19 protein-coding genes are annotated in these 23,925 nt (G+C 59.0%); 9 read left to right on the top strand and 10 right to left on the bottom strand.

What is annotated here, in order from left to right:
* Window positions 1–131: 131 nt before the first annotated feature.
* Complete coding sequence (locus tag KUA11_RS02185; protein WP_217408751.1) at window positions 132–1,334, top strand: MFS transporter; 1,203 nt, start codon at window positions 132–134, stop codon at window positions 1,332–1,334.
* A 24-nt stretch (window positions 1,335–1,358) separates the two neighbouring features.
* Here KUA11_RS02185 and KUA11_RS02180 read toward each other — a convergent pair whose 3' ends face one another.
* From KUA11_RS02180 to KUA11_RS02165, 4 genes are all read right to left on the bottom strand, one after another.
* On the bottom strand, window positions 1,359–2,747 hold the full coding sequence (locus tag KUA11_RS02180) for an NAD(P)/FAD-dependent oxidoreductase (protein WP_217408752.1): 1,389 nt from the start codon (window positions 2,745–2,747) through the stop codon (window positions 1,359–1,361).
* A gap of 108 nt (window positions 2,748–2,855) precedes the next feature.
* Window positions 2,856–3,851: a retropepsin-like aspartic protease gene (locus KUA11_RS02175; RefSeq protein ID WP_368040897.1), complete on the bottom strand. Its 996-nt coding sequence runs from the start codon at window positions 3,849–3,851 to the stop codon at window positions 2,856–2,858.
* Entirely contained in the window at window positions 3,838–4,800 is a 963-nt protein-coding gene (gene pip / locus KUA11_RS02170; RefSeq protein WP_217408753.1) for a prolyl aminopeptidase, read from the bottom strand. Before pip ends, KUA11_RS02175 begins: the two co-directional genes overlap by 14 nt.
* Window positions 4,797–5,771, bottom strand: a complete 975-nt coding sequence (locus KUA11_RS02165) for a tyrosine recombinase XerC (protein WP_217408754.1) — start codon at window positions 5,769–5,771, stop codon at window positions 4,797–4,799. Before KUA11_RS02165 ends, pip begins: the two co-directional genes overlap by 4 nt.
* Window positions 5,772–5,831: 60 nt before the next feature.
* Between KUA11_RS02165 and KUA11_RS02160 the strand changes: the two genes are divergently transcribed.
* Entirely contained in the window at window positions 5,832–8,075 is a 2,244-nt protein-coding gene (locus KUA11_RS02160) for a primosomal protein N' (RefSeq protein WP_217408755.1), read from the top strand.
* On the opposite strand, the gene KUA11_RS02155 is transcribed toward KUA11_RS02160, so the two are convergent.
* Window positions 8,068–8,979, bottom strand: a complete 912-nt coding sequence (locus KUA11_RS02155) for a LysR family transcriptional regulator (protein ID WP_217408756.1) — start codon at window positions 8,977–8,979, stop codon at window positions 8,068–8,070. The two genes, KUA11_RS02160 and KUA11_RS02155, sit on opposite strands and share 8 nt — an antisense overlap.
* 66 nt (window positions 8,980–9,045) lie before the next feature.
* On the opposite strand from KUA11_RS02155, the gene KUA11_RS02150 reads away from it, so the two are divergent.
* The 3 genes from KUA11_RS02150 (at window position 9,046) to KUA11_RS02140 (ending at window position 11,462) form a co-directional block, all read left to right on the top strand.
* Window positions 9,046–9,534 carry a PACE efflux transporter gene (locus KUA11_RS02150; protein WP_254454585.1) on the top strand — a complete coding sequence of 163 codons (489 nt, stop codon included), beginning with the start codon at window positions 9,046–9,048 and terminating at the stop codon, window positions 9,532–9,534.
* Between the two features lie 100 nt (window positions 9,535–9,634).
* Window positions 9,635–10,303, top strand: coding sequence for a hypothetical protein (locus KUA11_RS02145; protein WP_217408757.1), 669 nt, complete (start codon window positions 9,635–9,637; stop codon window positions 10,301–10,303).
* 139 nt (window positions 10,304–10,442) lie between these two features.
* Window positions 10,443–11,462, top strand: coding sequence for a zinc-binding alcohol dehydrogenase family protein (locus KUA11_RS02140; protein ID WP_217408758.1), 1,020 nt, complete (start codon window positions 10,443–10,445; stop codon window positions 11,460–11,462).
* Between the two features lie 36 nt (window positions 11,463–11,498).
* Here the strand turns inward: KUA11_RS02140 and KUA11_RS02135 are convergent, their stop codons facing one another.
* The 3 genes from KUA11_RS02135 to KUA11_RS02125 are packed head-to-tail and all read right to left on the bottom strand — an operon-like array spanning window position 11,499 to window position 15,355.
* A complete protein-coding gene (locus KUA11_RS02135; protein ID WP_217408759.1) occupies window positions 11,499–12,167 on the bottom strand; it encodes a PqiC family protein in 669 nt (222 codons plus the stop codon).
* Window positions 12,168–12,170: 3 nt separating this feature from the next.
* Window positions 12,171–13,871: a PqiB family protein gene (locus tag KUA11_RS02130; RefSeq protein WP_217408760.1), complete on the bottom strand. Its 1,701-nt coding sequence runs from the start codon at window positions 13,869–13,871 to the stop codon at window positions 12,171–12,173.
* The gene (locus KUA11_RS02125; RefSeq protein WP_217408761.1) at window positions 13,868–15,355 is read right to left on the bottom strand and encodes a paraquat-inducible protein A; all 1,488 of its coding nucleotides are present in this window, start codon (window positions 15,353–15,355) and stop codon (window positions 13,868–13,870) included. Before KUA11_RS02125 ends, KUA11_RS02130 begins: the two co-directional genes overlap by 4 nt.
* Window positions 15,356–15,867: 512 nt before the next feature.
* Between KUA11_RS02125 and KUA11_RS02120 the strand changes: the two genes are divergently transcribed.
* The 4 genes from KUA11_RS02120 (at window position 15,868) to KUA11_RS02105 (ending at window position 21,617) form a co-directional block, all read left to right on the top strand.
* The gene (locus tag KUA11_RS02120; protein ID WP_217408762.1) at window positions 15,868–17,175 is read left to right on the top strand and encodes a tyrosine-type recombinase/integrase; all 1,308 of its coding nucleotides are present in this window, start codon (window positions 15,868–15,870) and stop codon (window positions 17,173–17,175) included.
* Between the two features lie 173 nt (window positions 17,176–17,348).
* Complete coding sequence (locus KUA11_RS17700; RefSeq protein ID WP_217408763.1) at window positions 17,349–17,549, top strand: helix-turn-helix domain-containing protein; 201 nt, start codon at window positions 17,349–17,351, stop codon at window positions 17,547–17,549.
* Between the two features lie 430 nt (window positions 17,550–17,979).
* Complete coding sequence (locus KUA11_RS02110) at window positions 17,980–18,870, top strand: hypothetical protein (RefSeq protein ID WP_217408764.1); 891 nt, start codon at window positions 17,980–17,982, stop codon at window positions 18,868–18,870.
* Window positions 18,871–20,666: 1,796 nt separating this feature from the next.
* Window positions 20,667–21,617 (top strand): SGNH/GDSL hydrolase family protein, encoded by a 951-nt coding sequence (locus KUA11_RS02105; protein WP_217408765.1) that lies wholly within the window; start codon window positions 20,667–20,669, stop codon window positions 21,615–21,617.
* A 5-nt stretch (window positions 21,618–21,622) separates the two neighbouring features.
* Here KUA11_RS02105 and KUA11_RS17810 read toward each other — a convergent pair whose 3' ends face one another.
* Together KUA11_RS17810 and KUA11_RS02095 are read right to left on the bottom strand one after the other, a co-directional pair.
* Window positions 21,623–21,763 carry a DUF3761 domain-containing protein gene (locus KUA11_RS17810; RefSeq protein ID WP_217408766.1) on the bottom strand — a complete coding sequence of 47 codons (141 nt, stop codon included), beginning with the start codon at window positions 21,761–21,763 and terminating at the stop codon, window positions 21,623–21,625.
* 517 nt (window positions 21,764–22,280) lie between these two features.
* Window positions 22,281–23,873 carry a restriction endonuclease gene (locus tag KUA11_RS02095; protein WP_217408767.1) on the bottom strand — a complete coding sequence of 531 codons (1,593 nt, stop codon included), beginning with the start codon at window positions 23,871–23,873 and terminating at the stop codon, window positions 22,281–22,283.
* Window positions 23,874–23,925: the final 52 nt, after the last annotated feature.

Raw genomic sequence — 23,925 nt, 5'->3', positions numbered from 1 at the left:
ACGTCACATTCACAAAACAGAAACCTGTCATCGCGTTTTGTGTGCGGAACCGTGAGGGGCGGCCTCCCGTTTCATGTCCAATCGTGTCACAGTCATCGCTTATTCGGATCGTCGAGTCAGTCAGGAAGTCCATGCTGTTCAGATCACTCCCCGGCGCGTCCGTTGCGGGCCTGTGCGCCCTGTTTGCCTCGACCTTCATTGCCGTCACGACTGAAGTGGCGCCCGTTGGCCTTCTGATCGATGTAGCCCACACCTTTGGAATCAGTGAAGGCCATGCCGGTCTTGCCGTCAGCGCCTATGCCTTGCTGGTGGCGCTGGGAGCGGTGCCGCTGACCATCATCACCGCGCGTATGGACCGCAAGCTGCTGATGCTGCTGTCGCTTGCGGCCTATGTGCTGTCCAATCTCATCTCCGCCATGGCGCCAACCTTTGCCCTCGTGTGCTTCGGTCGCGCCATCGGCGGCGCGGCGCACGCGCTGCTCATGTCCATCGCCGCAGCGTATGCCGCCTATCTCGTCCCTGAAAAAATGACAGGCCGCGCCATCTCCTTTGTGTGGGGCGGCACATCGCTCGGCTCCGTGCTGGGTGTTCCGGGCGCCGCAGCCATCGGGCTGAGTCTGGGCTGGCGCGCGGCACTTTACGTGATGGCAGGGCTGGCGCTTCTGCTCACCCTCTTTATCGCACTCTATCTGCCTCGCGTGCAGGCTCCCGTCGGTGGCACACCTACCCTGCCCTCGCTCCGCTCCCGGCGTGCATTGCATATCCTCGGCGTGGTCGTGGCGGTCAACATCGTGCTCTTTTTCGCGCACAACCTGCTCTACACCTATGTCTCTCCGCTCCTGCTGCATCATGGTCTGCCAGAGAAATATCTGAGCATCGCTCTAGTCATCACCGGAGGCATGAGCATTGTAGGGCTATGGTGTGCCGGCCAGGTCGTCGATCACAAACCTTCTGCGGGACTGGTCGGGGGTGGACTGGCCATGCTGCTGGGCATGGGACTGCTGTATGGGCAGTTTCTCCCCGGCTGGCCCAGCGTTGGAGCGGTCGGTCTCTGGTGCGCGGGCTATGCCGGGATCATCCCCTTCCTGATGTCGGGTGCCATTCGTGCCCGCGCCACGAGCGCCGATGTGGCGGGAGCGGCCATCAATGGCGGCAGCAATGTGGGCATCCTGCTCGGTTCCGCCGTCGGGGGACAACTGCTCACGTCCTGCGGATTCAACGTGCTTGTGCCAGCAGCCGTATGCATCACACTTACAGGCGTTGTGCTGGCCATGTGCAGTCCGGCCGCATTTCCACGGACGCTCCACAAGGAAGACACCGCACATTCAGGCTGAACACCGCGCCTTGAAAACGCCCTGCTATTTCTTGTCTTCCAGCCCGGCCGGAGCAAGGCTGGCAAGCCCACGATCCACCCAGGACGTCGGACGGTTGGCAATTTCGCTCCGATCCTTGCGCATCATGGCAGCCCGCACGAGTGAGCCACCCAAATAACGCAAGGGCTCAGGTGGGAAGCGTCGGGCATGACGGTTTACGAGACCGTTCTCCGTCCATCGCTCACGCCGCCCAAGCGCAAGTCCGGCGAGAATACGCCCGCCAATCCGACTGGGACTGACACCGTTTCCACTCCAGCCGATGCCGTAAATGATATGCGGCGCATCCGGCATCGTCCCCAGCAACGGCAGGCTGTCATAAGTACGATCGATCGGACCGGACCACGTTCTGGCCAACGGCACATCTGCCAGCATGGGGTAGACCCTGCGGAAATCCGCCGTCGCCTCCCGAATGCCCACAGGATCGTGGAACACAGATTCAGACGGCTCTCCCGTGTAATAAAGCCGACCTCCGCCCTTCCCGAAGATGATGCGTCCGTCTCGCGTCGTACGGTAATACGTAACGGTCGCCTGTGAATCCGTGATGCTTTCCCCTCCGGTCCAGCCGATGTCCGCAAGACGATCAGGAATAGGCGGCGTCGCCACAATCGCGCTGCCAACGCAGACAAATTCACGCCGCAACTCCGGCACGCTGGCGGCCCATGCGTTTGTGGCAATCACCACACGATCCGCCGTGACGCTGCCGCGCTTTGTCCTGAGCACCGCCGGACGGGTTCGTTCCAGCGCCATGACCCGGGTGTGCTCATAAATCTCCACACCGAGCTTTTTAGCGATTCGAGTGAGGGCCACGCCCAGACGTCCCGGATGGACAGTTCCGTTGATCGTCTCGCACACCCCTGCGATGTGAGAGGAGGAACCGGTACGCTTAGCCAGTTCTTCGCGGGTAACAGCGCAAAAAATATCGCTTCGTCCAAGCCTTTCGGCCGCTTCCACCACAGGCAGCCAGCTTCCAACATGCGCTGGAGCAGTGGCGGTCCAGAGCCAGCCGGCACCGCGATATTCAGCATCAACCCCATGCGCGGCGAGATAGTCGCCCAATTCCCCCGCTGCCCGCGTCGTCTCGTCGGCAAGCCAGACGGCGTCGTCCGTGCCACAGACCCGCATGAGACTGGCGATCTTGGGCCACCATGACATCACGAAGCCACCGTTAAGGCCCGATGCCCCGCCCCCACATTCCTCGGCTTCGAGCAGCGTCACCCGTCGGGCCGATTCGAGCGTTTTCAGGGCAATGGCAGTCCAAAGCCCGACAAATCCGCCTCCGATGATGGCGATATCCGTCGAAACATCATGGTCGAGAGAACCGAACTGCGGCCGTTCGCCGTTAATATCAGTGAGCCATTGTGAGCGGTCAGACATGCACTACGGTCCTCGACAAGCAAAGCATGGACCAGCCAATGCTACGAACCGCTCTCTCCAGATCGGTAATAAATTTTCCTTATGGACATGTGCATCGGCATCTGGCGTTCATCCGCCGGAATGTTTTCCTGTCGGCTGCACTCTGGCCGCAAAGATACGGCCCTGCCGGTAAAACACCCAGACGCGGTGCGTCGCAAACCAGTCCGATCCCAGAAGCATATCCACGGGTTCGGCAATGGGTGCCACGGTCAGAACGGGATTGGTCTCGGTCTCACCGCCGATGGTCAGCGTATGGAAGCGGTGCCAGCGATAGACAGACTCGCGCCCGTCCACACCGGTTGAGGTGCCTCCCGGGTCCGTGGCGAGGTCCGATTCCGTCACACCGATTGCCTCGGCCGCCCGACGCGAGATGATGCGCGAGCGTGCCCCACTATCCAGCAACGCTACAAGTTCATGACCGTCCAGTTGCACATGAAGCAGGATACGATGCGCCTGCATTTCGCCACGTATTTCCTGCCAGCGCAGTCCTTTGACAGCCGGCGGCGCCAGATCGCAGGCGGCGCTTTCACGCGCCGAGGACATCCAGAAACCCAGCCGTCCATCCGGGGCATCGAACTCCAGGACGTCCTGCCCCACAACATCTCCCCCCAGAAGCCCCTCAATGGGCGGATGAATGTTTGGGCGGCTGGGCAAAATACCCAAGGGCATGGACAACGGGCCGAAACTCAGATCGCCCAGACGAAGCTGGGGGACGATCACATTGGGCACGATTCCGCCCGATCCCCCGGTGCCGCTGACATGCGTCTGGGCACCGGAATCGGCGGACAGTTGCAGAAACCGCGCGAACCACGGCGACAGCAGACTCCCTTGCGAACCTGTGTCCACAATGAAGCTGGCCGTGTGTCCATGAATGGTGCCGGGAGTGGACAGGAACCCCATATCGTTCCGAAGAGGCACGTCCGCGAGATGGGTCATGGCGCAGGACGGACGCGGCGCCGCCTGTGCAATGGATGCACCCAGCAGGACAGCGACACACGCTGCGCCCAACTTTGCCATAGAGAAAAAGGCGTGGCTGTGCCTGTCCCCTTTTTCAGCCAAGGTCACGGGCAAACCGATCCGTGGCCTCGATGAGAGCGGAGAGAATGCCCGGCTCCGACATGGCGTGTCCGGCATCGTCGATCAGCCGAAACTCGGCCTCCGGCCATGCCCGGTGCAGATCCCATGCCGTGCGAACAGGCGTGGCGATGTCGTAGCGTCCCTGCACGATGAATGCCGGAATATGGCGGATACGATCCACGTCGCGGATAAGCTGACCTTCCGCCAGCCAGCCGCCATGTACAAAATAGTGGTTTTCGATGCGCGAGAACGCCAGTGCATAGGTCGGGTCTTCATGCTGCTTTACCATTCCCGGCGAAGGAAGCAGCGTGAGCGTGGACCCTTCCCACACGGACCACGCAATGGCCGCGCGCTCACGTTCCGCCGCATCGTCGCCTGTCAGGCGACGATTATAGGCCGCCATGAGGTCACCGCGCTCTGCCTCGGGAATGGGAGCAAGAAATGCCTCCCACTTGTCGGGAAACAGCCACGCTCCACCGCCCTGATAGTACCACAGCAGCTCCTCGCGTCTCAGCGTGAAAATGCCGCGCAGAACCAGTCCCGCCGTCCGCTCGGGATGCGTCTCGGCATAAGCCAGCGCCAACGTGGATCCCCATGAGCCACCGAACACGACCCATCGGTCCACACCCACCATTTCACGCAACCGTTCGATGTCCGCCACGAGATGCCATGTCGTGTTGTTCTCAAGCGAAGCGTGGGGCAACGAGCGCCCGCAGCCACGCTGATCGAACAGCAGGATGTCATAGCGTGCCGGATCGAACATGCGGCGCTGCATGGGCGAGCAGCCGCCCCCCGGTCCTCCGTGCAGGAACACTACGGGCAGGCCGCCGGGTGTGCCGCATCGCTCCCAATAGACAAGGTGCCCGTCGTCCGTGTCGAGATGACCGTGGGCATAGGGTTCGATGGGTGGATAGAGCGTGCGGGCTGTCTCGGTCATGGTTTGTCTCCTGCTCCCTTTGTGGCCCGAGGATGCGCCTTTTGCCAGACTTCCAGAAGTCGGGCTTCGTCCGCCAGCGTATAGCGCTGGGTTGTGGAGAGGCTGGCATGGCCCAGAAGTTCCTGAATGGCCCGAAGATCCGCGCCACCTTCCATCATGTGGGTCGCGAAGGAATGACGCAGGGCATGCGGTGTCGCATGATCCGGCAACCCCTCTCCCTTGCGCCATGTCCGCATAGCGCGTTGGGCGATGGCCGCGTTCAACCGCCCACCCCGGATTCCCACAAAAAGCGGCTCGTCTTTTGCCGGTGATGGGTGAAAGCCACGCCAGCGCCGCAGCGCTTCCTCCACCCGCGGCACAAGAGGAGTCAGACGCTCCTTGCCGCCTTTGCCGCGAATAAGCAGTGCGCCACTCCCTAGTGCGATGTCCAGATCGCCCACGTCGAGTGAAAGCGCCTCGGAAATACGCAGGCCACAGCCATACAAAAGCAGGAACAGTGCCCGGTCACGTTCCTGCGCCATGGCGTCGCTCTCATGCGCGGCGACTTCCTCTCCCACCTCCATCGCCGCTTCCACGGGCAGCGGGCGGGGCAGCGGGCGTTTGGTGCGGGGCGTAGTCAGCAGGCTTGGAGCCGGGTTTTCGACGCCAAGATGACGGGCAAGAAAGCGGTAGAACGAGCGCAACGCCGAGACACGCCGCGCTCGCGTGCGAGCGGCCTTGTCGCGTGTGGTGGGACGGCCGCCGATCCGTGGTGCGAGAGCCTCGGTCTGCTCGTGAGCGAGCCATGCGCGCAAATCCGCAAGAGCGGTCGTGCGCAATGTGTCGAGGGATGGCTCGCCTCCATGATGGCGGGTGAGAAAAGCGAGGAAACGCGTCAGATCGCCTCGATAGGCGTCGATGGTGTGCAGCGACGCCCCTTTCTCGGCCACCATCCACGCCAGAAACTGACGCAACGCGTCCTCGGCCGTCACGTCGCGCGTCTCCCCGATGAAGCGAGACAGAACCGGACGATGGGGGTAGAGAGAGCCGTCATGGTGCAGAGCAGCTTACTGGAACCGATCGCCCCGCGAAAGCGCGTCTCCGTGCTGCTGCCTCTGCCTTTTCCCGGCCCGCTCGATTACGCCGTGCCAGAGGCTCTGGCCGAGCATCTTTCACCCGGAGACGTGGTGGCCGTGCCGCTGGGAGGGCGCCGGGAAACCGGCGTGGTGTGGGAGCCAACCCCTCTGCCCACCGACCTTGCCTTTCCAGTGTCACCGGAAGTGGCGGCGTCCCGCCTGCGCCCCATTCGTGAACGGCTGGACCTGCCGCCGCTGTCACGCGAATTGCGCCGCTTCATCGACTGGGTGGCGGCCTATACACTGGCACCTCCCGGCATGGTTCTGGCCATGTGCCTGCGCTCTCACCTTCGCAGCATACAAGGAAGCGCCCCCGCTGCAGGCTGGGTACGACAGGGCGATCTCCCCACAGGCCTGCGCCTGACCCCCGCGCGAAAAGCCGTGCTGGAAGCCCTACCCGCGGGTGCAGAGCCTCTCACCACGACAGAACTTGCAGAAAAGGCCGATGTCGGCGCGTCCGTGGTGCGCGGACTGGCAGATGCAGGTGTGCTGCGAAGTGTGGTGATGCCGCCGCCACCGCCTTTTGCGCTGCCCGATCCTCTGCACAGGCTTCCGGTTCTCGAAGACGCACAGGCGATTGCTGCAAGCGAATTGCGTAATCGCGTGCAGGAACGCGCCTTTTCCGTAACATTGCTCGAAGGTGTCACGGGTTCCGGCAAAACCGAGATCTATCTCGAAGCCGTGGCGGAATGTGTACAGATGGGCCGACAGGCGTTGGTCCTGCTTCCCGAAATCTCGTTATCCGCTCAATGGATGGACCGTTTCACCCGGCGCTTCGGTGTGCGACCGGCCGTGTGGCATTCCGAGATCGGACAAAAAGCGCGCCGCTTGACATGGGCCGCCTGCGAAGACGGCACGGCGAAGGTCGTGGTTGGCGCAAGATCGGCTCTGTTCCTGCCTTTTTCCGATCTGGGCCTCGTGATCGTGGACGAAGAGCACGAAGGCACGTTCAAGCAGGAAGACGGCGTCACCTACAACGCCCGCGACATGGCCATCGTACGGGCGCGTCTCGCGGGCAGTCCCGTCATTCTGGCCTCCGCCACGCCCAGTCTGGAAACGCTCAACAATGTAGAAACCGGGCGTTATCGCCATCTGGTGCTCGTAGCACGGCACGGGGGCGCCTCCATGCCGGACACGCGCGTGATCGACATGCGCGAAACACCGCCGCCCCGTGGACTGTTTCTCTCGCCCGTTCTCGTGGACGGCATCAAGGCGCGGCTGGAGCGTGGCGAACAGGCCATGCTGTTTCTCAACCGCCGTGGTTACGCGCCTCTGACCCTGTGCCGCACATGCGGACACCGAATGGAATGCCCGCACTGCACGTCATGGCTGGTGGAACATCGCCGCAAACATGTACTGGCCTGTCATTATTGCGAACATGTGGAACCCGTTCCACAGGCCTGCCCGAGTTGCGGTGAAACCGACAGCCTGACCGCCATCGGTCCCGGCATCGAACGGATCACCGAAGAAGCTCGCAGCGAATTTCCCGACGCCCGTATCCTCGTCATGGCCAGTGACACAATCAGTGGTCCGAGCGCCACGGCCGAAGCAGTGGAGAAAATCAGTCGTCGCGAGGTGGATCTCATCATCGGCACGCAGATTGTCGCCAAAGGCTGGCATTTCCCTCACCTCACATTGGTGGGGGTGGTCGATGCGGATCTTGGCCTTGGCGGCGCCGATCTGCGGGCGGGCGAACGGACGATGCAACTCCTGCATCAGGTGGCCGGACGCGCGGGACGCGCCGAAGCTCCGGGCGAGGTTTTGTTGCAGAGTTTCTCGCCACTGCATCCGGTCATGCAGGCGCTGGTATCAGGCGATTTCGCCGCGTTCATGACAGAGGAAGCCGAGCAGCGACGACCCGGATTCTGGCCGCCTTTTGGCCGACTGGCCGCACTGATCGTCAGTTCGGAATACGCGGACGCCGCCGATCACGCCGCCCGCGATCTTGGAGCCGCCGCCCCTCATGGAGAAGGCGTTGAAGTGCTTGGCCCCGTTCCTGCGCCACTGGCCGTTCTACGGGGACGACATCGACGCAGATTGCTGCTTCGCACGCATCGCAACATTGCCGTGCAACCGATCCTGCGCCGCTGGCTGGCTCAGGTGCCCCTGACAAGCAGCGTACGTGTGGATGTGGACGTGGACCCGGTTTCGTTCATGTGAGAGCATCAGCACCCGCAAGAATGAAATGTCCTTTTTCTTCGCCCAGCCGCTGCCGCAACCATCGCGCAGCCGGACCATGCGGCCGGGTCTTGCTCCACACAACGGCCAGAGGTGCTTGTCTGGGAGATGGGTCAAACAACAATTCCGGCGTGACAATACGGGGTGAAACCGTGGACGACGCCAACACATGGTCACAAACAAAGGCCCATCCCACTCCCGCCCCGACCAGTTCAAGAATGACCCAGTTGCTCTCCACCCACCAGACATCGGACGCCACACGTAATTGCTTGCGTTCACGCGTTCGGTCCCGGGTAGCCACGAGAATCTGACGGTAGCGTTTGAGGTCTTCCCACGCCACCGGCTTATCGGCGAGCGGATGGTCACGACCGCAGACCAGACGCAACAGCACATGCCCGATGCTGTGAAACGCAAGGGAGGTCGGCGGCACATCCTGCTGATACATCACCCCGATATCGGCAGCACCGCTCTGCACCAGCGTCCCCACGTCTTCCATCAGTGGCAACAGGATCTCCAGTTCCACATGTGGGAACCGCGCAGCAAATTCCGCGAAGACATGCGCCATCGCGCGCTCTGGATAAAGCTCGTCAATCGCCACGACGAGACGGTTTTCCACCCCTTCCTCGAGAGAACGCGCGACACCGATCATGTGGTCACGGCGCTCGAGCACCACGCGCGCTTCTTCCAGCAGGCGCTGCCCCTCCGCTGTCAGGACCGCTTCGCGTCCATCCCGTGAGAACAGTGTCAGTCCCAGATCGGCTTCAAGATTGCCGATCTGCGTACTGATTGCTGATTGAGCGCGACCAAGCTGCCGCCCGGCAGCCGAAAACGATCCTGCCTCCACGGCGGCCACGAAGGCCTGAAGCTGATCGAAAGACACCTCCACAGACCCATCTCCTTTTTAGATGGATGCCAACTTTATATTCGACAAAAGGGAGATAGGTTGCCGCGCATGTCAACCGAAACCCAATCCTCCCCCGCCATGCGGAACGGCCTCGACCGACTGCGTCAGGCACTTCTTTTCGAGTGCCTCGCGCTGGCTCTCGTCATCCCTTCCGGCAGCGTGCTGTTTGGCGTGCCTACCTCCCACATGGGAGCGATTGGCGTCGGAAGTGCCATCACCGCGACTATCTGGAATTATGTCTACAACGTGCTGTTCGATCGGTTCATGGGACGCCTGACCGGCTCTACCCACAAGACCATCGCCGTGCGCGTGCTCCACACAGTGCTGTTCGAGGCCGGACTTCAGGTCGTGCTTCTGCCCGCCATTGCGCTGTATCTCGGTGTCTCGCTCATGCAGGCTTTTTCCATGAGCATGAGCATCGCGCTGTTCTATCTGGTGTATGCGTTTTTCTTCAACATGGCGTACGACACGCTGTTTCCGGTCGGGGCAAACACGTCAAAGCGCACCCTCAAAACAGCCTCTCATCAGGAAGCCTGAATCACCTGCGGCTTTTACTGTTTTTCCCGATGTGCGATGTGTGGAGCCGAAACATTGTCCGACCACCCCGATCGGGCGCAATTGCAGTGAGCCCCACCCGATGAACACGCGCCTTCCGGCTCTTCTTGTCCTCCTTGCCGCTACCGGTTGTTCCTACACGATCGATCCGCTCAAGAACTACTGCGCGGAGCCGGACATCGCCGCCGCTATCGTGAAGACGGCCAATGCGCCCTCACCACTGCCAGACATCACCAATCCGCCCGCCTCAAGCGCTGCCACGACATTCACGAACGGGATCATACGGGACTCGCTGTTCGGCTCGCATTATCAGGTTCTCGCCTGTCAGGGCACACTGACCCGTGCCGATGGCACGCAGGAAAAAGGCATCGCCGTTGCCAGCCGCAAGGACGGCAATACGGGCTGGCGCGATCTGTGGCTTGACCCTGCCTCACCCGACTACATGCGCGCATGGCTGTCGGATGAACGCATGAGCGCCTTCAAAGAGCGACAGATCAGCGAAAAGATTGCCCGCACACCGACGCAGTGCAAACCCTACGCCGAAGACCTCTTTCACCAGACGCACACCACGGGACTGGAAGACGGCGCGCTGCGTTCCACCCTCTATAGCTGCCTCTCGGCACATCACTTCAAGCCCATGCTCACCCCGTCAGGTGTGGCGCGCGGCCAAGGTGCCCAGCCACTTCCCACTTTCTACATTCCCTATTACCTCAATCCCGAGATCGAACTGAGCGGCCTGCAATATTACTGATCGCTCTCATCTGAACTTCATGAAATTACGACGGCACGCATCCATCTGACATGAACGACGGATGCTTGCATCCCGTCGCCGTTCGGTCTCTGCTGCGGGCCTTCTCCTTCGTCCCTCCTTGCAGAAACGGAGACAGGCCATGCGCGCCGTCGGCTATCAGAAGTCGCTTCCCATCACGGACGAGAATGCGCTCGTCGATATCGATCTTCCCACGCCTCAGGCTACGGGGCGCGATCTGCTGGTCGAGATCAAAGCCGTGTCGGTCAATCCGATTGACACCAAGGTCCGCAAGCGGGCCGAACCTCCTCCGGGTGAATGGAAAATACTGGGCTGGGACGCCGCCGGCATCGTGCGACAGACCGGTCCCGGCGTGACACGGTTTCGCCCCGGTGACGAGGTCTGGTATTCCGGAGCCGTAACCCGTCCCGGCACCAACAGTCAGTTTCATCTGGTCGATGAACGCATCGTCGGCCACAAGCCGAAATCGCTGAACTGGGCACAAGCCGCCGCCATGCCGCTGACAACCATCACCGCATGGGAGATGTTGTTCGACCGGCTCGACATCAGCCGCCCCATTCCGGGCGTAGCCTCTGCCCTGCTCATCATCGGAGCAGGCGGAGGTGTCGGTTCGATGGCGGTCCAGCTTGCCAAACGACCCGGAAACGTCCTCGTCATCGGCACGGCATCACGTCCCGAAACGACGGAGTGGGCGCGCGCTCTTGGCGCGAATCATGTCATCGATCACGCAAGCCCGCTCGCCCCTCAGATTGAAGCTTTGGGACTTGGCGCTCCGGGCTTCGTATTTTCCACCACACGCACCGACCAGCATTTCCCCGATGTCGTGAAGCTGATCGCACCGCAAGGTCGTTTCGGGCTTATCGACGATCCGCCATCGCTCGATGTCATGACTTTCAAGGCCAAGAGCGTGTCCACCCATTGGGAGTTGATGTTCACCCGCACCACCTTCGGGACGAGCGACATGATCCGTCAGGCAGAGATATTGGAAGAGGCGTCAAATCTCGTGGATGCGGGCGTACTGCGCACCACCCTGACCGACGTGCTCGGCCCGATCAACGCCGCTAACCTGCGGCGTGCCCATGCCCTGCTGGAAAGCGGCACGGTCAAGGGCAAAATCGCTCTTGAAGGCTTCGGAATCTGAAACGGTAGGCCGGGATTGAAGCTCGGCCTTCAGGATTTAGGGCGTGGAAGACGACGGCTCAGGCGGCAAAGAACGCAACGCCGCGGCAATCTGATCGGACGCCTGCCCGAGCAATGTGCTCAGCGCCCCCACCAGCGCTTCCGTCCCCGTCGCCGCTGGAGCCGTCAGATGCAGCGACTGCGCGACCCGCGCCGTATCGCTGTCGGCGCGATGCACCACCACCTGCATATCCAGCACGGCTGGGCCACCAGCACCCTCACGCGAGAAACGGGTCACGACCAGTTCGACAAAAGCCTGGGGATCGCTGGCCGTCGCATCGTCCTGCACAAAGAATGTCGTGCCCGGCAGGCGCTGGCGCAGATCCGCCACCACTACATGCGGAATCTGGGCGGAAAGTGGCGCGCTCCATGCGTCCGTTGTCGCAACATCGAGCTTGTAACCGCTGTCATCCAGCACGATCCGATCGCGATCCAGCGTCTCGGGAATGGTCGGCTTGCGGACTTCCACCAAAGTCGGAACGGTCGTCGAAGTAAGACCATATCCCGTTGCGCCGCCAGCACGCGCAACTGATGGCTGCAACGAATACAGGCTTGGCGTTGAAGAACTGCACGCCGCCAGTGTCACACCTGTCACGCCCAGCAGGAGGGTTCCGAGAACGGCACGGCGCACGCGAACGGCAGAGGAAATCGGAAGAAAGTGAGCCATGGCTTAGCGTCCCGTAACGATCGACGAGGGATGATTGGTCAGGAAATCGGTCATGAAACGCAGCGAACGCGCCGTCTCTCCCAGTTGCACGACCATGGCTTGCAGGCTTCTGTGGAAGTCCGTGTCACCGCCATAGCTTCCCAGCAGCTTATTGGCGTTCTTCAGCGTCTGGTCGAGCTGATCGCTCATTTCCGGCAGACGCTTCATGAGTGGCTGCATGCCCTTGTCGGCGTTGTCGGCCAGACGATGCAGACTGCGCAGCGAATCACGCAACTGGACAAGAGCCTCCTTCACTTCCGAGCTGTTCACGCGCTGATCCGCGTGAGCGAGAAGGTTGTTGGCGTTGTCACCAATCTGCTCGAACGGCATGGCCGCCAGCTTATCGGACACGGTGGAGAGCGACTGCATGATGCCACTCATGCCACCCGCCTGACTCGGGATGACCAGCGCATCGCCTTCCATCCATGTCTTGGCAGGGGTCGCTTTCTTCACGAAGTCGAAGGAAATGTTGGTCTCGCCCGTCAGCATACTCAGGCTGCTGGCGGAAGCGCGCATTCCGTTGTCCACAAGCGCCTGCATGGTCTGCAACATGCCATCGTGACGGATCTGGGAGGGCGGCAGAATGCGCTCGGGCTGCACATCCATGGCAACGCGAACCCGTGCATGACCGGTTTTCTGATCAAGCTGCAATTTCACATCCGTCACCGAGCCGATCTGGATGCCAAACATGGTGACAGAACTTCCCGAGGTCAGACCGGCAACAGAAGACGAAAGATAGGTCACGACGGGCAGACGCTCATGATATCCGGCGTCATCCGCCGTATCCTTGTCATCGTAGAGCTGGAAAATCGTATTGGCGGGCGCTTCTTCTGCCTCTTCGACAGAGTTGGCGGAGCGATTGAGGGAGAACGCCACACCACCCGAGAACAGCGCCTGAATGGACTGCATCTGCACCTTCAGGCCGCCCGCTCCGAACCCGACTTTCACACCGGAGACATTCCAAAAGCGCGTGTTGGTGCGCAGATAATGATCGTATGGCTCGCGCACAAAGAACTGGATCAGCACGGGCCCCACGCCGCCGGGCGGCAGCGTATAACCAAGCACTTCTCCCACATCCACGTCACGGAAGAACACGGGCGCGCCCGGTCCGATGGAACCGATGGCCGGTGCCACGAGAGTATAGGTCCGGCCCGGCTGATCGGACTGGATGCCGGGGGGCGATTCAAGTCCCGTGAACACCGTAGTGCGCTGTCCACCCGGCGGCCCGGGATCGAAGGCGATATACGCACCTGAGAGCAGCGTCTCCAAACCTGTCACGCTCGCGCCATTGATGCGCGGACGCACCACCCAGAAGCGTGACTTGTCCGTCAGCAATCCGGACGCGCTGGCGGTCATCTGCACCCGCACATCAACGTGGTGCTTGTCCTTGGACAGCGTGATGGAGTCGACGGTGCCCAGTGTCACAGCCTTGTTCTTCACCTGTGTCTGACCGCTGGTCAGACCATCGGCGGTGTCGAAACTGATGAGAATCTCGGGGCCACGATCATACAGGCTGCGCCACAACAAAAAGACGGCAATCAGCACCGAGAGGATCGGGATGATCCAGATGATGGAGAAGCGGGTCTTGTTGACAGTCGCCACCGGCAGCGCGTCGTCATCGTCGTCCTGACCACGCGGGGGAGAAGAATTCTGATCCGAAGTCACGCTTGCACCGGCTCCATGTCGCCCCGTTCGAGGGCCTCGTCCTCGTGCGCAAGGCACGACTGACCCATTGTGTTGTCACTGCGCGGAGGGGCATCCGCCCGCAGTTTCCCATTACGCCCCGCCGCATCCCACATCAGACGGGGATCGAAGCAATGGGCAGCGAAAATGGTCAGCACCACAACCGCAGCAAACGACACCACGCCCGCATTGGCACGAATATTGGCAAGGGAACTGAACCGCACGACGGCCACGAGAATGGAAATCATGAACACGTCGATCATGGACCAACGACCGATAATATCGATCATCCGGAAAAGCTTGGAACGAAAGAGCAGTTTCTTTGCTGAGCGGCGTTTCGTTGTCCAGATCATGTAAGTCAGCCCCACGATCTTGGCGACCGGCACCGTCACACTTGCGAACAGAACCAGCAGGGACAGCGGGATCATCCCATCTTCCCACAACTCGATTGCGCCTTCGATAATGGTGTGGCCCGTTCCGTTTCCCACCTTGATGACGGTCATGACCGGAAAGAGATTGGCGGGAAAATAGAAAATAAAGGCTGAAAGAAGAAGGGCGACGGTCCGCGAGATACTGTTCACCTTGCGACGTCGCAGATCGTGGCCGCAACGTGGACACACCCCGACCGAATCCGTCTGGGGAACCGGCTGCGGGAAAACGCCGACAAGACCGCAGGAATGACACGACAACATGTTTTCATGGGGCGGCAGACCGTCGAGATCATGCACAGAAACCCGATCGACCTTCATCCGCCGTCCATCGGGAAGCTGCAATGTCCCCTCAACCCGGCGTCGCTGCCAGATCCACTCCTGATCCAACGTCTGGTCGGTTGCCGCCATGCTGATCATCAGCGCCGCGATGAGATAGCACGCCGTCCCAACCTCCACATGCGCCAGATCCACGAGCTTCGTGTAAGCCACGAAAATCCCGAGGATGTACACCTCCATCATCGACCATGGACGCAGCTTGTCGTACCAGGCCATCAGATTGGGCGCCCAGTCCGGCAGTTCTTCGAAGAACCCGGCGGTGAGGATCAATCCCATGATGGCGATGACGATGCCGGGTGCGAGAACGGTCACAATGCCCACAAGCATCCCGACCTCTCCCCATCCCTCGTGCAAAAGCTCCATCGGTCCGGTCAGCAGATTGACCGTACGCTCCCGACCATAGAGATCGAGCGTCATCAAGGATGAAGCCAGCGTGGCGAGATAGAGAGCGGCCGAGGTGATGCAAAACGCTAGCGGAGCGGCCAACGGGGCCGTTTTATTACGGCGCTCAAGCACTTGCCCGCACCTTACGCAGCGGGCGGCTGTTCCGGGCTGTACCCTGTCAAGTTCTTGAAACTCCCCACAACAGGGACACTCGACCAGACCGTCAACGACCGTCACATGCGATGCCTGACGCCTCGGCCTGCGGGCCAGTTGGATGGCGCCACGATACAGACGCAAAGGAAGAGACGACGGCATGATGTCATCTTACCGCGAAGCTCACATTCCCGAAAGGCGATGGAGATATTTCAGCCATGCCAAAGAGTGTCGGCTTGTGTCGACCTTTTGAAGGAGATTTGATTTTACAGGAAAACCGCGAGGTTAATGGTGCCGGTTAGAGGATTCGAACCCCTGGCCCCATCATTACGAAACTCGTGCTCTAAATACACACTGAAACGCACCGAACCGCATACAGTCGCAATATCAAATGGTTACGGTGGACAGTGAATGTCGCGGTTACGAACCCAGCCGCACAGAAACGCCCCGATTGCACTTTCAGATGAGTCCGGATTGAGTCCGGAAAATCCAATGACATGCTCCAAGATAAGCCCGGAGCATGGGAAAATTCAGGGAGTTACACTAATGTAGGTGTAACTGTGTAACTTGTGTAACACACATATATATTATATTGATTTTATTGTGTTTTTTGTCACCCACAGCGTTACACCTTGCGTTTTCGAAGGTGTAACAGGTGTAACGACGGCTTGCCGATGAAGCTCACAAAACGGGAAATAGACGCTCTCGCCTGCCCGCCAGGGAAGCGGGACGCCATGTTCATGGATGAGGAACTTCGAGGCTTCGGGATCCGAGTGACCGAGGCAGGGAGCAAGGTGTTCCTGTTTCAATATCGCTTTGCCGGTCGCGTGCGACGACTGGTTCTGGGGCCTTATGGCGACCTGACACCTGCTCAAGCTCGTAGACTGGCCGAGGAGGCTCGTGGACGAGTGCTGGCTGGCGGTGATCCGCTCGGGGAAAGAAAAGCCCGCGCGCTGGCCGCCCAGGCCGAAATGGTGCGACGTACGGCGGAAGCTGCTGCCGACGCCCTGACGCTGGATGTGCTGATCGATCGGTGGCAGACCGGCCCTCTGTCTGATCGAAGCCCCTCCTATCGTAAGGAAGCTCCTGCTCGCCTGCGCTCCGGCCTGTCTGTCCTATTGGAGCGTCCAGCCCGCTCCATCTCTACGACCGAGCTACAGGTGCAACTCGATGATCTGACTTCCCGCCATCCCGTGGCAGCACGACGGCTTCATGCGCTCGGACGCGCCATGTTCGGCTGGGCTGAAAAGCGCAATCTCGTTCCGACCAACCCCTTCACCTCGGTTACCATGGAGGGTCGCGATACCTCGCGAGATCGCGTGCTGACAGATGTCGAGCTTCGCGAGCTTTGGACCGCAGCCGGTCGGCTTGCTTATCCGTTCGGCCCCTTCATCCAGTTGCTTACCCTGACGCTACAACGGCGGGACGAGGTGGCCGGCATGAAATGGGCGGAGTTGGATGCGGAGATGACTCACTGGACGATTCCAGCTGAGAGAGCAAAAAATGGACGCGCGCATATCGTCCACCTTTCCGAGCCGACCCGACAGATCCTCACCAATCTGCCCAGGCAGCTGGATCCGGAGAGCAACGGCCCCTCGCCTTTCGTCTTCACCAGCAATGGTCGCACGCCCATCTCGGGGTTTTCCAAGACCAAAACCAAGCTGGAAGAGCTGATGACGGAAGCCGCTCGTTCACTCAGAAAAAATGCTTCGTCCTTGGCCACCACAGACTGGCGGCTCCATGATCTTCGGCGCACCGGCGTAACAGTCATGGCACGGCTCGGGATCGGGCATCATGTCGCCGATCGGGTGCTAAACCATGTCCAGGGAGCCATCAAAGGCGTCGCTGCCGTTTATCAGCGTCACGAGTTTCTGACGGAACGGGCAGTGGCGCTGGATACATGGGCTCGGCACGTGCTGAATGTGGCGGAAAAACATGGGAATGAGCCTTCGGATGGCAAAGTCGTTCCGCTGCGGCGCTGATTCGATTGATTACAAAAACTTAATCTAAAGCGGCAATGCGGCACCATGCGGCTTGATTCGTCGCCATGCGTTTCGGTGCATTTCTAACCAGAAACGCCCCGTTTCGCCCTCTCTTGTCATCATTCTGCGCCCATCGAATATCGCTTTCACCACCACACAAGGGAGCGATTTCGGTGAAGAACCCAAGCCTGCTTTCGGTCGATGAAACGGCGCGTCTTGCACGGGTTCATCCCCGCACAATGCGTCGTTACCTGGCGGACAATATCGGACCGGACATGACGCGCATTGGGGGCCGCGTGTTCATCCGCGAAGATCACTTCCGTGCTTGGCTTCGCCGTAGCGTCGTTCCGCAGACCGGAACCATCCACGCATGAACAGTCCATTTTCCTACTTGCGGAAGCGTAAGGCGACTGCGGCCCGAAAGCATCAAGCTGCTGCCGACAATAAAGGCTTCAGCAGTCGCTTCCTGCACCTGAACGAAAGACAGCCGTCCGCCGGTGCGCGGCTTGTCGCTGCCCATGAAGCCGCAAGACCGATCCGGGATCAGGCACGAGAAGCGCCAGCAATATCTACGGTCGTGACGAAAAATGATCATTCGCCAGGCCACCGGCTTGTCGCTGCTCATGTGCGCCAAGCTGAGGCAAAGGAATGCTCTGGACGCTCCCAGTTAGCCGCTGCCTCACCTGGCGAACGAATGCTCGCCTTGGCCAAGCGCCGCCACGGATCCTGAAATTCAGCACTTCGCCACTCTCACCGATGGGGTTTGTCCCTGCGCGGCAAAAACCCTCCTCATGGAGCCTCAATATGATCAAGATTTCCGGTCTTCCATCCCTGCTACGCGGGAAGCAAGATGAGTCGCAAACCGCTGAGCCGCGTCAGTTTGGCGAGGAGTTGCCCTCTATCGTCCCCATGAAGTCCGAGTTGCAGACTGGGACGGCTTCCGATCCGCTTACGGAAAAGCGGATCGCACTGAAGCACCTTCAGGACGCGCGTGCAGGGCTACTGGCGGACTACCATGCCAAGCAGGAAACTGCGGACAAGGCTGAGCGTATTGCCGCCGATCTCAAGGAACGTCGGGGAGCCCTCTCTGGCGTGAACGATGAGATCGATGCGTTCTACCAGCAGGAGATTGAAGCCAGCCTTACCACTGACGGGCATACGGCACTCTCTGAACTCCCGGAACATCTAGCAACTCGCAAGCGTGAATTGGATGGGCTAGAGCGCCAGATTATCGTGGCAGAAAGCTGTGCTGAGCGACGACGCGAAGAGGCTCGTGCTGTGCGTCATGAGTTGGAAGGATTGGCGCAAAGCCGAGAGGATGCACTTCAACGAGTGATGTCCTATGTCGCGGAAATTGAAGCTTCCCGCATCCGAAATATATTTGCACAGTACGTCGAAGCCGCGGTGTCTTTATTGGCTCTGACACGCCAGCAGTTCCACCAATGTGATTACGCTGCTTCCTCTATTTCAGAGAAGCCAGTCTACGCTGAGAAAAATCTAACCGTCTCGAATCACGTCTTGGCGGCTTCGCAGGGCTTCCAGCTCGATATGGGAATAATTGCGAGTCAGCATCTTGGCCGTTTGGCCGCCGATCAAGAGAAATGGCATCAGGTTATCAAGCGCCTGAGGGATGATGCTTGTGCGGATTGCAGCGATCTATGTCGGGATCTGCCGGACATCTCTTCTGCTGCCTGAACTCTCCCTACGAAGTCTTGGGAAATTCCCCCAGACCCGCATCTCGCCTATTTGTCCAATAGATTACGGCGTCATGAGTGTCTGGAACTGTTAAGTCAGATTGAGCGGATCTTGGGTGTGCGAGCAAAAACAGTTCAGCACCCAAGAGTTTCTGGACGCTTTGAACAGCTGACGCAGCAATCCTGATGCGCCTCAAATCTTTGATAGCGGAAAATGATGTGCAGATGGTGGCAGCGTTACCGCCAGAACACTTCACTGCGCGAGAGAAAATGGTTGATCCAACTCGACTTTGACCGCCCTTGTGAAAATCACGGAAGGGACGGCATGCAATGCCGCTCTGCCGGAAATCCTCACGTGATCGCGTTTAACGAACATCGAAATAAGCGATAACCAACATCGGTAAACGGACTGTGAGACGCACACACAATTAACCCTTCATTCACCATCACTCCGCACGATTGGTTTTGGAGGTGAAGATGAAAGACTCGAAAAAGGAAAATCTCTCGCCAGAAGATGAAGCCGGCCGTCTCGTCGGACTACATGGCTTGTCTGCCCGAAGTGTGGCTGCTGACCGGCTGGAGCGAGCACACCAGCTTGGCCTCACTGATGTCGTGGACCATTGGTACCGAGTGTATCGCCTATTGTCCGAGAGTGCGGGACGCCCTGCTAAAGCTCCCCCCCTCAGGAATTGGCCGTCGAAGCAAAATGCTGCCACGTCTACCTACAGGCAGCACCAAAGCGTCCAAGGTGACGTCGCACAACTGAGGCGTCTTTCGCGGATGAGCATCCAGTCTTGACGCGGCCGCACCGTTCTTCGCCTGGGCACATATCGGACAAGGTCTACCCAATGCGGCCGTTTGTTCGCTCTCGGTCGGAGTGCTCTCCGTATTTCTGCCTCGCGACCCCCGAGCATCAGGGGTGACACGGTTTTCGGGGTCACCCCTCACACTAGAGGAGCCTGCAGCAGGCGACCTCAATTGCGTGCTTGGAGCACTCCCCCCATAACTTCCGACAAAATGTTACGCTTGGCGCAAGTGGGTGTTACGGATCTAGCTGGCTCTGAAACAGCCATAAATGCGAGCTTGTGCGCGATATTCTCCCGTCATTGATACTGTTCGCAAGCGTTGCACTTTTTCGGAAATGGCGCCCTCTACTGTCTCCACCTAACTGGCTGACATTTCACAGAAATATCGCAAAGTGGTTACGCTTGACGACAGCAAGACAAATGTCTCTCGCGAGAAATTACATATAAAAATCAATGTCCTGGCTTGACCCGACATTTTGAGGCGTAATCGCTCCCTGAATCACCGCCTCTTCTCCAGCTTTCTGGCGTGGCTAAAGAGCCGACAGATCTATGTCTCAAGTGGATGGCGCAATTTGGCGCAACGTCGAAAACGACCCGTCCAGACCATGTCTCAAGTGGATGGCGCAAAATGGCGCAACGTCGAAAACGACCCGTCCAGATCATGTCTCAAGTGGATGGCGCAAAATGGCGCATCGGTTGAAACAGCCCCTCTCGGAGCATGTCTCAAGTGAATGGCGCACAGTGGTGCAAGTCTCCTCTGACGTCTCTCTCGGGACAGGTCTCAAGTGGGTTTTGACACGTCCCTCTCGTTCCACAATGTGAGCGATTTATTCGCCATCGTCCGGACCGAAAACGGTACGATTTTTGGAGACGATATTGCGACGTGAATAACCTCAGTCACCATCGTTGGATGACGTTTTTGTTCTATCTCCAGCAGCGGCAATGAGCCCAGCCTGTCCTGGTAAAATAGAACCGGTATGGAGCCACCGTCATGCGTCGCAGTCTTGCTCTCTTCAGTGCGGTCTCGGCCATGGTTTCAACGATACTGGCGATGCCAACTAGTGCGGCCGAAACCCCATTCAGTCGGCTCTATGTTTTCGGTGACAGCTATAGCGACAGTGGCGCCTCACGCACCGTTTCCAATGAAGCCGTTAATGCCAAGATTCCCCAGGCGGTGATGCTCCCTGCGGATGATAAAACGGGGCTCTATTGGAGAGGACGGTGGAGCAATGGCCCGACTGCGGTTGAGGACTTGGCCAACAAGATGGGGACTCCCATCGAGAATGTAGCGGTCGGTGGTGCACGATGTGGTAGCGGGAATTATTACACATGGCTGGACGGCTGGCGGGACACCGGTCTACGGGGGCAGGTGTTGTCATTCATTTACGCCAGACCCCGTCTTGATCCAGCCGCCCTGTACGTTCTCGGCGCCTCCGCCAACGATATCTTTCTCCACGAAGATATGGCTACGCCGCAGCCGCTCCCGGCAATCGCTGAGCAATGCGCCCAGGAGATGAAGGGAGCTATCGAACTTCTCCAGCAGCACGGGGCGCGGCATTTCCTGATCTTCGGTGCCTACAGTCTCGACCGCGTGCCGGCGGTTGCGAAAGACCCTCATGCTGCGGCGGAAGCGCGCGCTTTTCAGGCCGAATACGATCGGCGTGCGCAGACCGCTATCGAGCCGATCACAGCATCTGCGGGATCACGCATCATCTGGTTCTCATGGAGCAACGCGACCGAGAAGCTTCTCGCAAATACCCAGCCAGAACGTCTGTCAGATGTTGTCCATCCATGTCAGCCCACGCTTCCTGCACCCGGCAAGGTTTGCGGCGATCCAGACGCCCATCTCTGGTGGGACGAATATCATCCGACACGACGTGCTCATGCTCTCGTTGCGCAGCAGATACTGGATGTGGTGCGGGAGAGTGCTTCCGCGCACTGATCCACCTAGAGCCACTGATCTACCCCACCGTGCCGTGAGCATGTGCCGCGGTGATGCTGACTGAAGCTGAACGACCCGTCGCCACACTTGGCGGACGCGCCCGGAGGCGATGCTCCGTTGCGCGTGTGAGCAGGAGAATGAATCACTCGGCCATCGCGCGGTTCGTGTAGTGCCTATGCTCCAGAAGCTGACCTTCGTCCGGCTCGACATAAGGGGTAGTCTCACTTGTCGGCGGGAGAGCGGGAGGTTATGGCCCACGTGCCGTGGCAGGGAGAGGCGCGAGAACCAGTGCCACACAGAGCGCGACCATGACACGGAAAGAGGCGAGCATCGTCATTGCAGCCAGTATCGGAGCCCGTTTCATTCTCGCCTCATTTCGGTTTTCATTCTCAGCAACGAACTCTACGCTCGCGGGACGCACATCGCACCCATGCGTCCCGAACACAATGCTCGTCTGTTCGTAGCTTTGACCTTTGCCGCGTGAAGGCGATGCTCTCCATTGGTTGGTCATGGGGGGATAGCGTGCCGCGACTTGGCAAAGCGCGTCGCCATAATGGGATCCCTATATCGGCCAGCATCATCGCCTTGTTCGGGGAAACATCCGTCGATGTCATATTCGTCGAATACCGTTTCGGCGACGGCATGGAACGGTCCTTGGTGCTTTCATGATACGTGCTGCATTTTGTAATGTGACAAAATCCGATCACACGTTTCTACAAGCTGGGCGTGGTGAATCAGGAACACACCCGTTGTTGCAGAGGCTTCATATGCAGCTTTTGTGAAGGTCGAATTTGTGGCGACGATAGCAGCGGCTGATCCGGTGTGTGTGCGTGCCGTAAAGGCTTGCTGGACAGCGTCATTGCCGACTGATTTTGAATACAGCTTGCACTGTACGACAATCTTGCATCCTTCCTTTGTGGCGATGACATCTGCGCCTTGATCGCCGCTCTTTTGGGTGGCGTGTGCCTCCCATCCATCCGCCCGAAGAAGCAGGGCGCAGTATTGCTCGTAGTCGAATGGATCCATACGGGGATCGTATATGCTTGGATCGCTAACATAAGTGTCCTGCACTGCAGATATGGGCAGCGGCTCTCGTGCTAGCTGATTTATGAGGGTGACTGCACGACTTGCAATCGACTTCCAATATTTTGAAAGGCCTCGGTTATCCAGAATAGGCATAAGTCGCGTTGATGCGAAAAAAGCGACTTCCTTTGACCAAGCATCATAACTGATCGTACCATACCTATCAGGTAGTGTTTTCTGAGCGTATTGTATTTGAAGATTCTTCTTCTGTGAGTTGATTTCACTGGAAACAAAATTCCACGCCATTTTCGTGTTTTTTGTTTTGATCCAGAAGAATAGTCCTCCAATGCAGGCGCAGACAATAATAAAAATAAGCAATATAAAGCCGCCACCACTCGTGTCTGATGCCGATGTAGTAGAATTGTAGGTCGTCGACAAAGGAGAGGCTGCCCCGTCAATGGGCGAAGGCGCTGGGGGAAATGTCGATGCATTATCTGTAGCTGGGACTCCCGTGATCAAAAGAGCAGCGGCAGCGTTCGAAAGAAAGCCATCGGCCGGCGAGATATTGTGATCCTGCTCCCACGCAATGATAGCTTTGCGCGTTGCCTCCCCGTAGACGCCGTCTGCGACGGTTCCCGCAGGAAGATAGTGAAGATCAACAAGGCGTTGTTGGAGGAATATATGTTCGTCGATTGGCCTTTGCGCCTCTTCGAGAGCCCCACCGTGCAAGCGTTTTTGGTATTTTGCCGTAATTGAGTCTATTTTCTCGATATAGCAAGCCGGGTCTGCCGTAGGCTGGCTGACATTTACTTGCCCGACGTTATTCAGACAATCTGCGAATTCTTGGTCAGCAATCGCCTCACGCTTGAGGGATTTCCACCCTGATTTTCCTACAACTTGGCGTAGGGCGTAATAGGTCTGATCGAACATCAGTTCGTGCTTGGCTGCATCACTGTTCTGGCACAGCATGACGGCAATAGTGTCACTTTGACTGACACGCGAGCAGTCAAAATCGGGATGGTAAGAGACGATATGGGGTGCAGCCGTGTTGATGACTGCATTGGATGCGAGAGGCTGGGCCGCTGCTTTTTTAGGACTACTGGTGGAATGGCCAAATATTGCTACCGCAATGCCAAGCATTACCGCTCCGCCGAGAAGTGATCCCGCCTGTTTTTCCGCCTTCTTGCGTCGATAATAACGGCGGTTGTATGCGGCTTTTTTATAATCTCGCATCCAGAATGGTTTCGAACTTCTCTGGCCCACAATGGCCCCCTTTAATAAAAAT

Origin of the sequence: Acetobacter estunensis (genome assembly GCF_019083805.1) — a bacterium.
GTDB classification, from domain to species: domain Bacteria; phylum Pseudomonadota; class Alphaproteobacteria; order Acetobacterales; family Acetobacteraceae; genus Acetobacter; species Acetobacter estunensis_A.
Note: the sequence above shows the minus strand (reverse complement) of the source record. Positions and strands in the feature narration are given on the sequence as shown.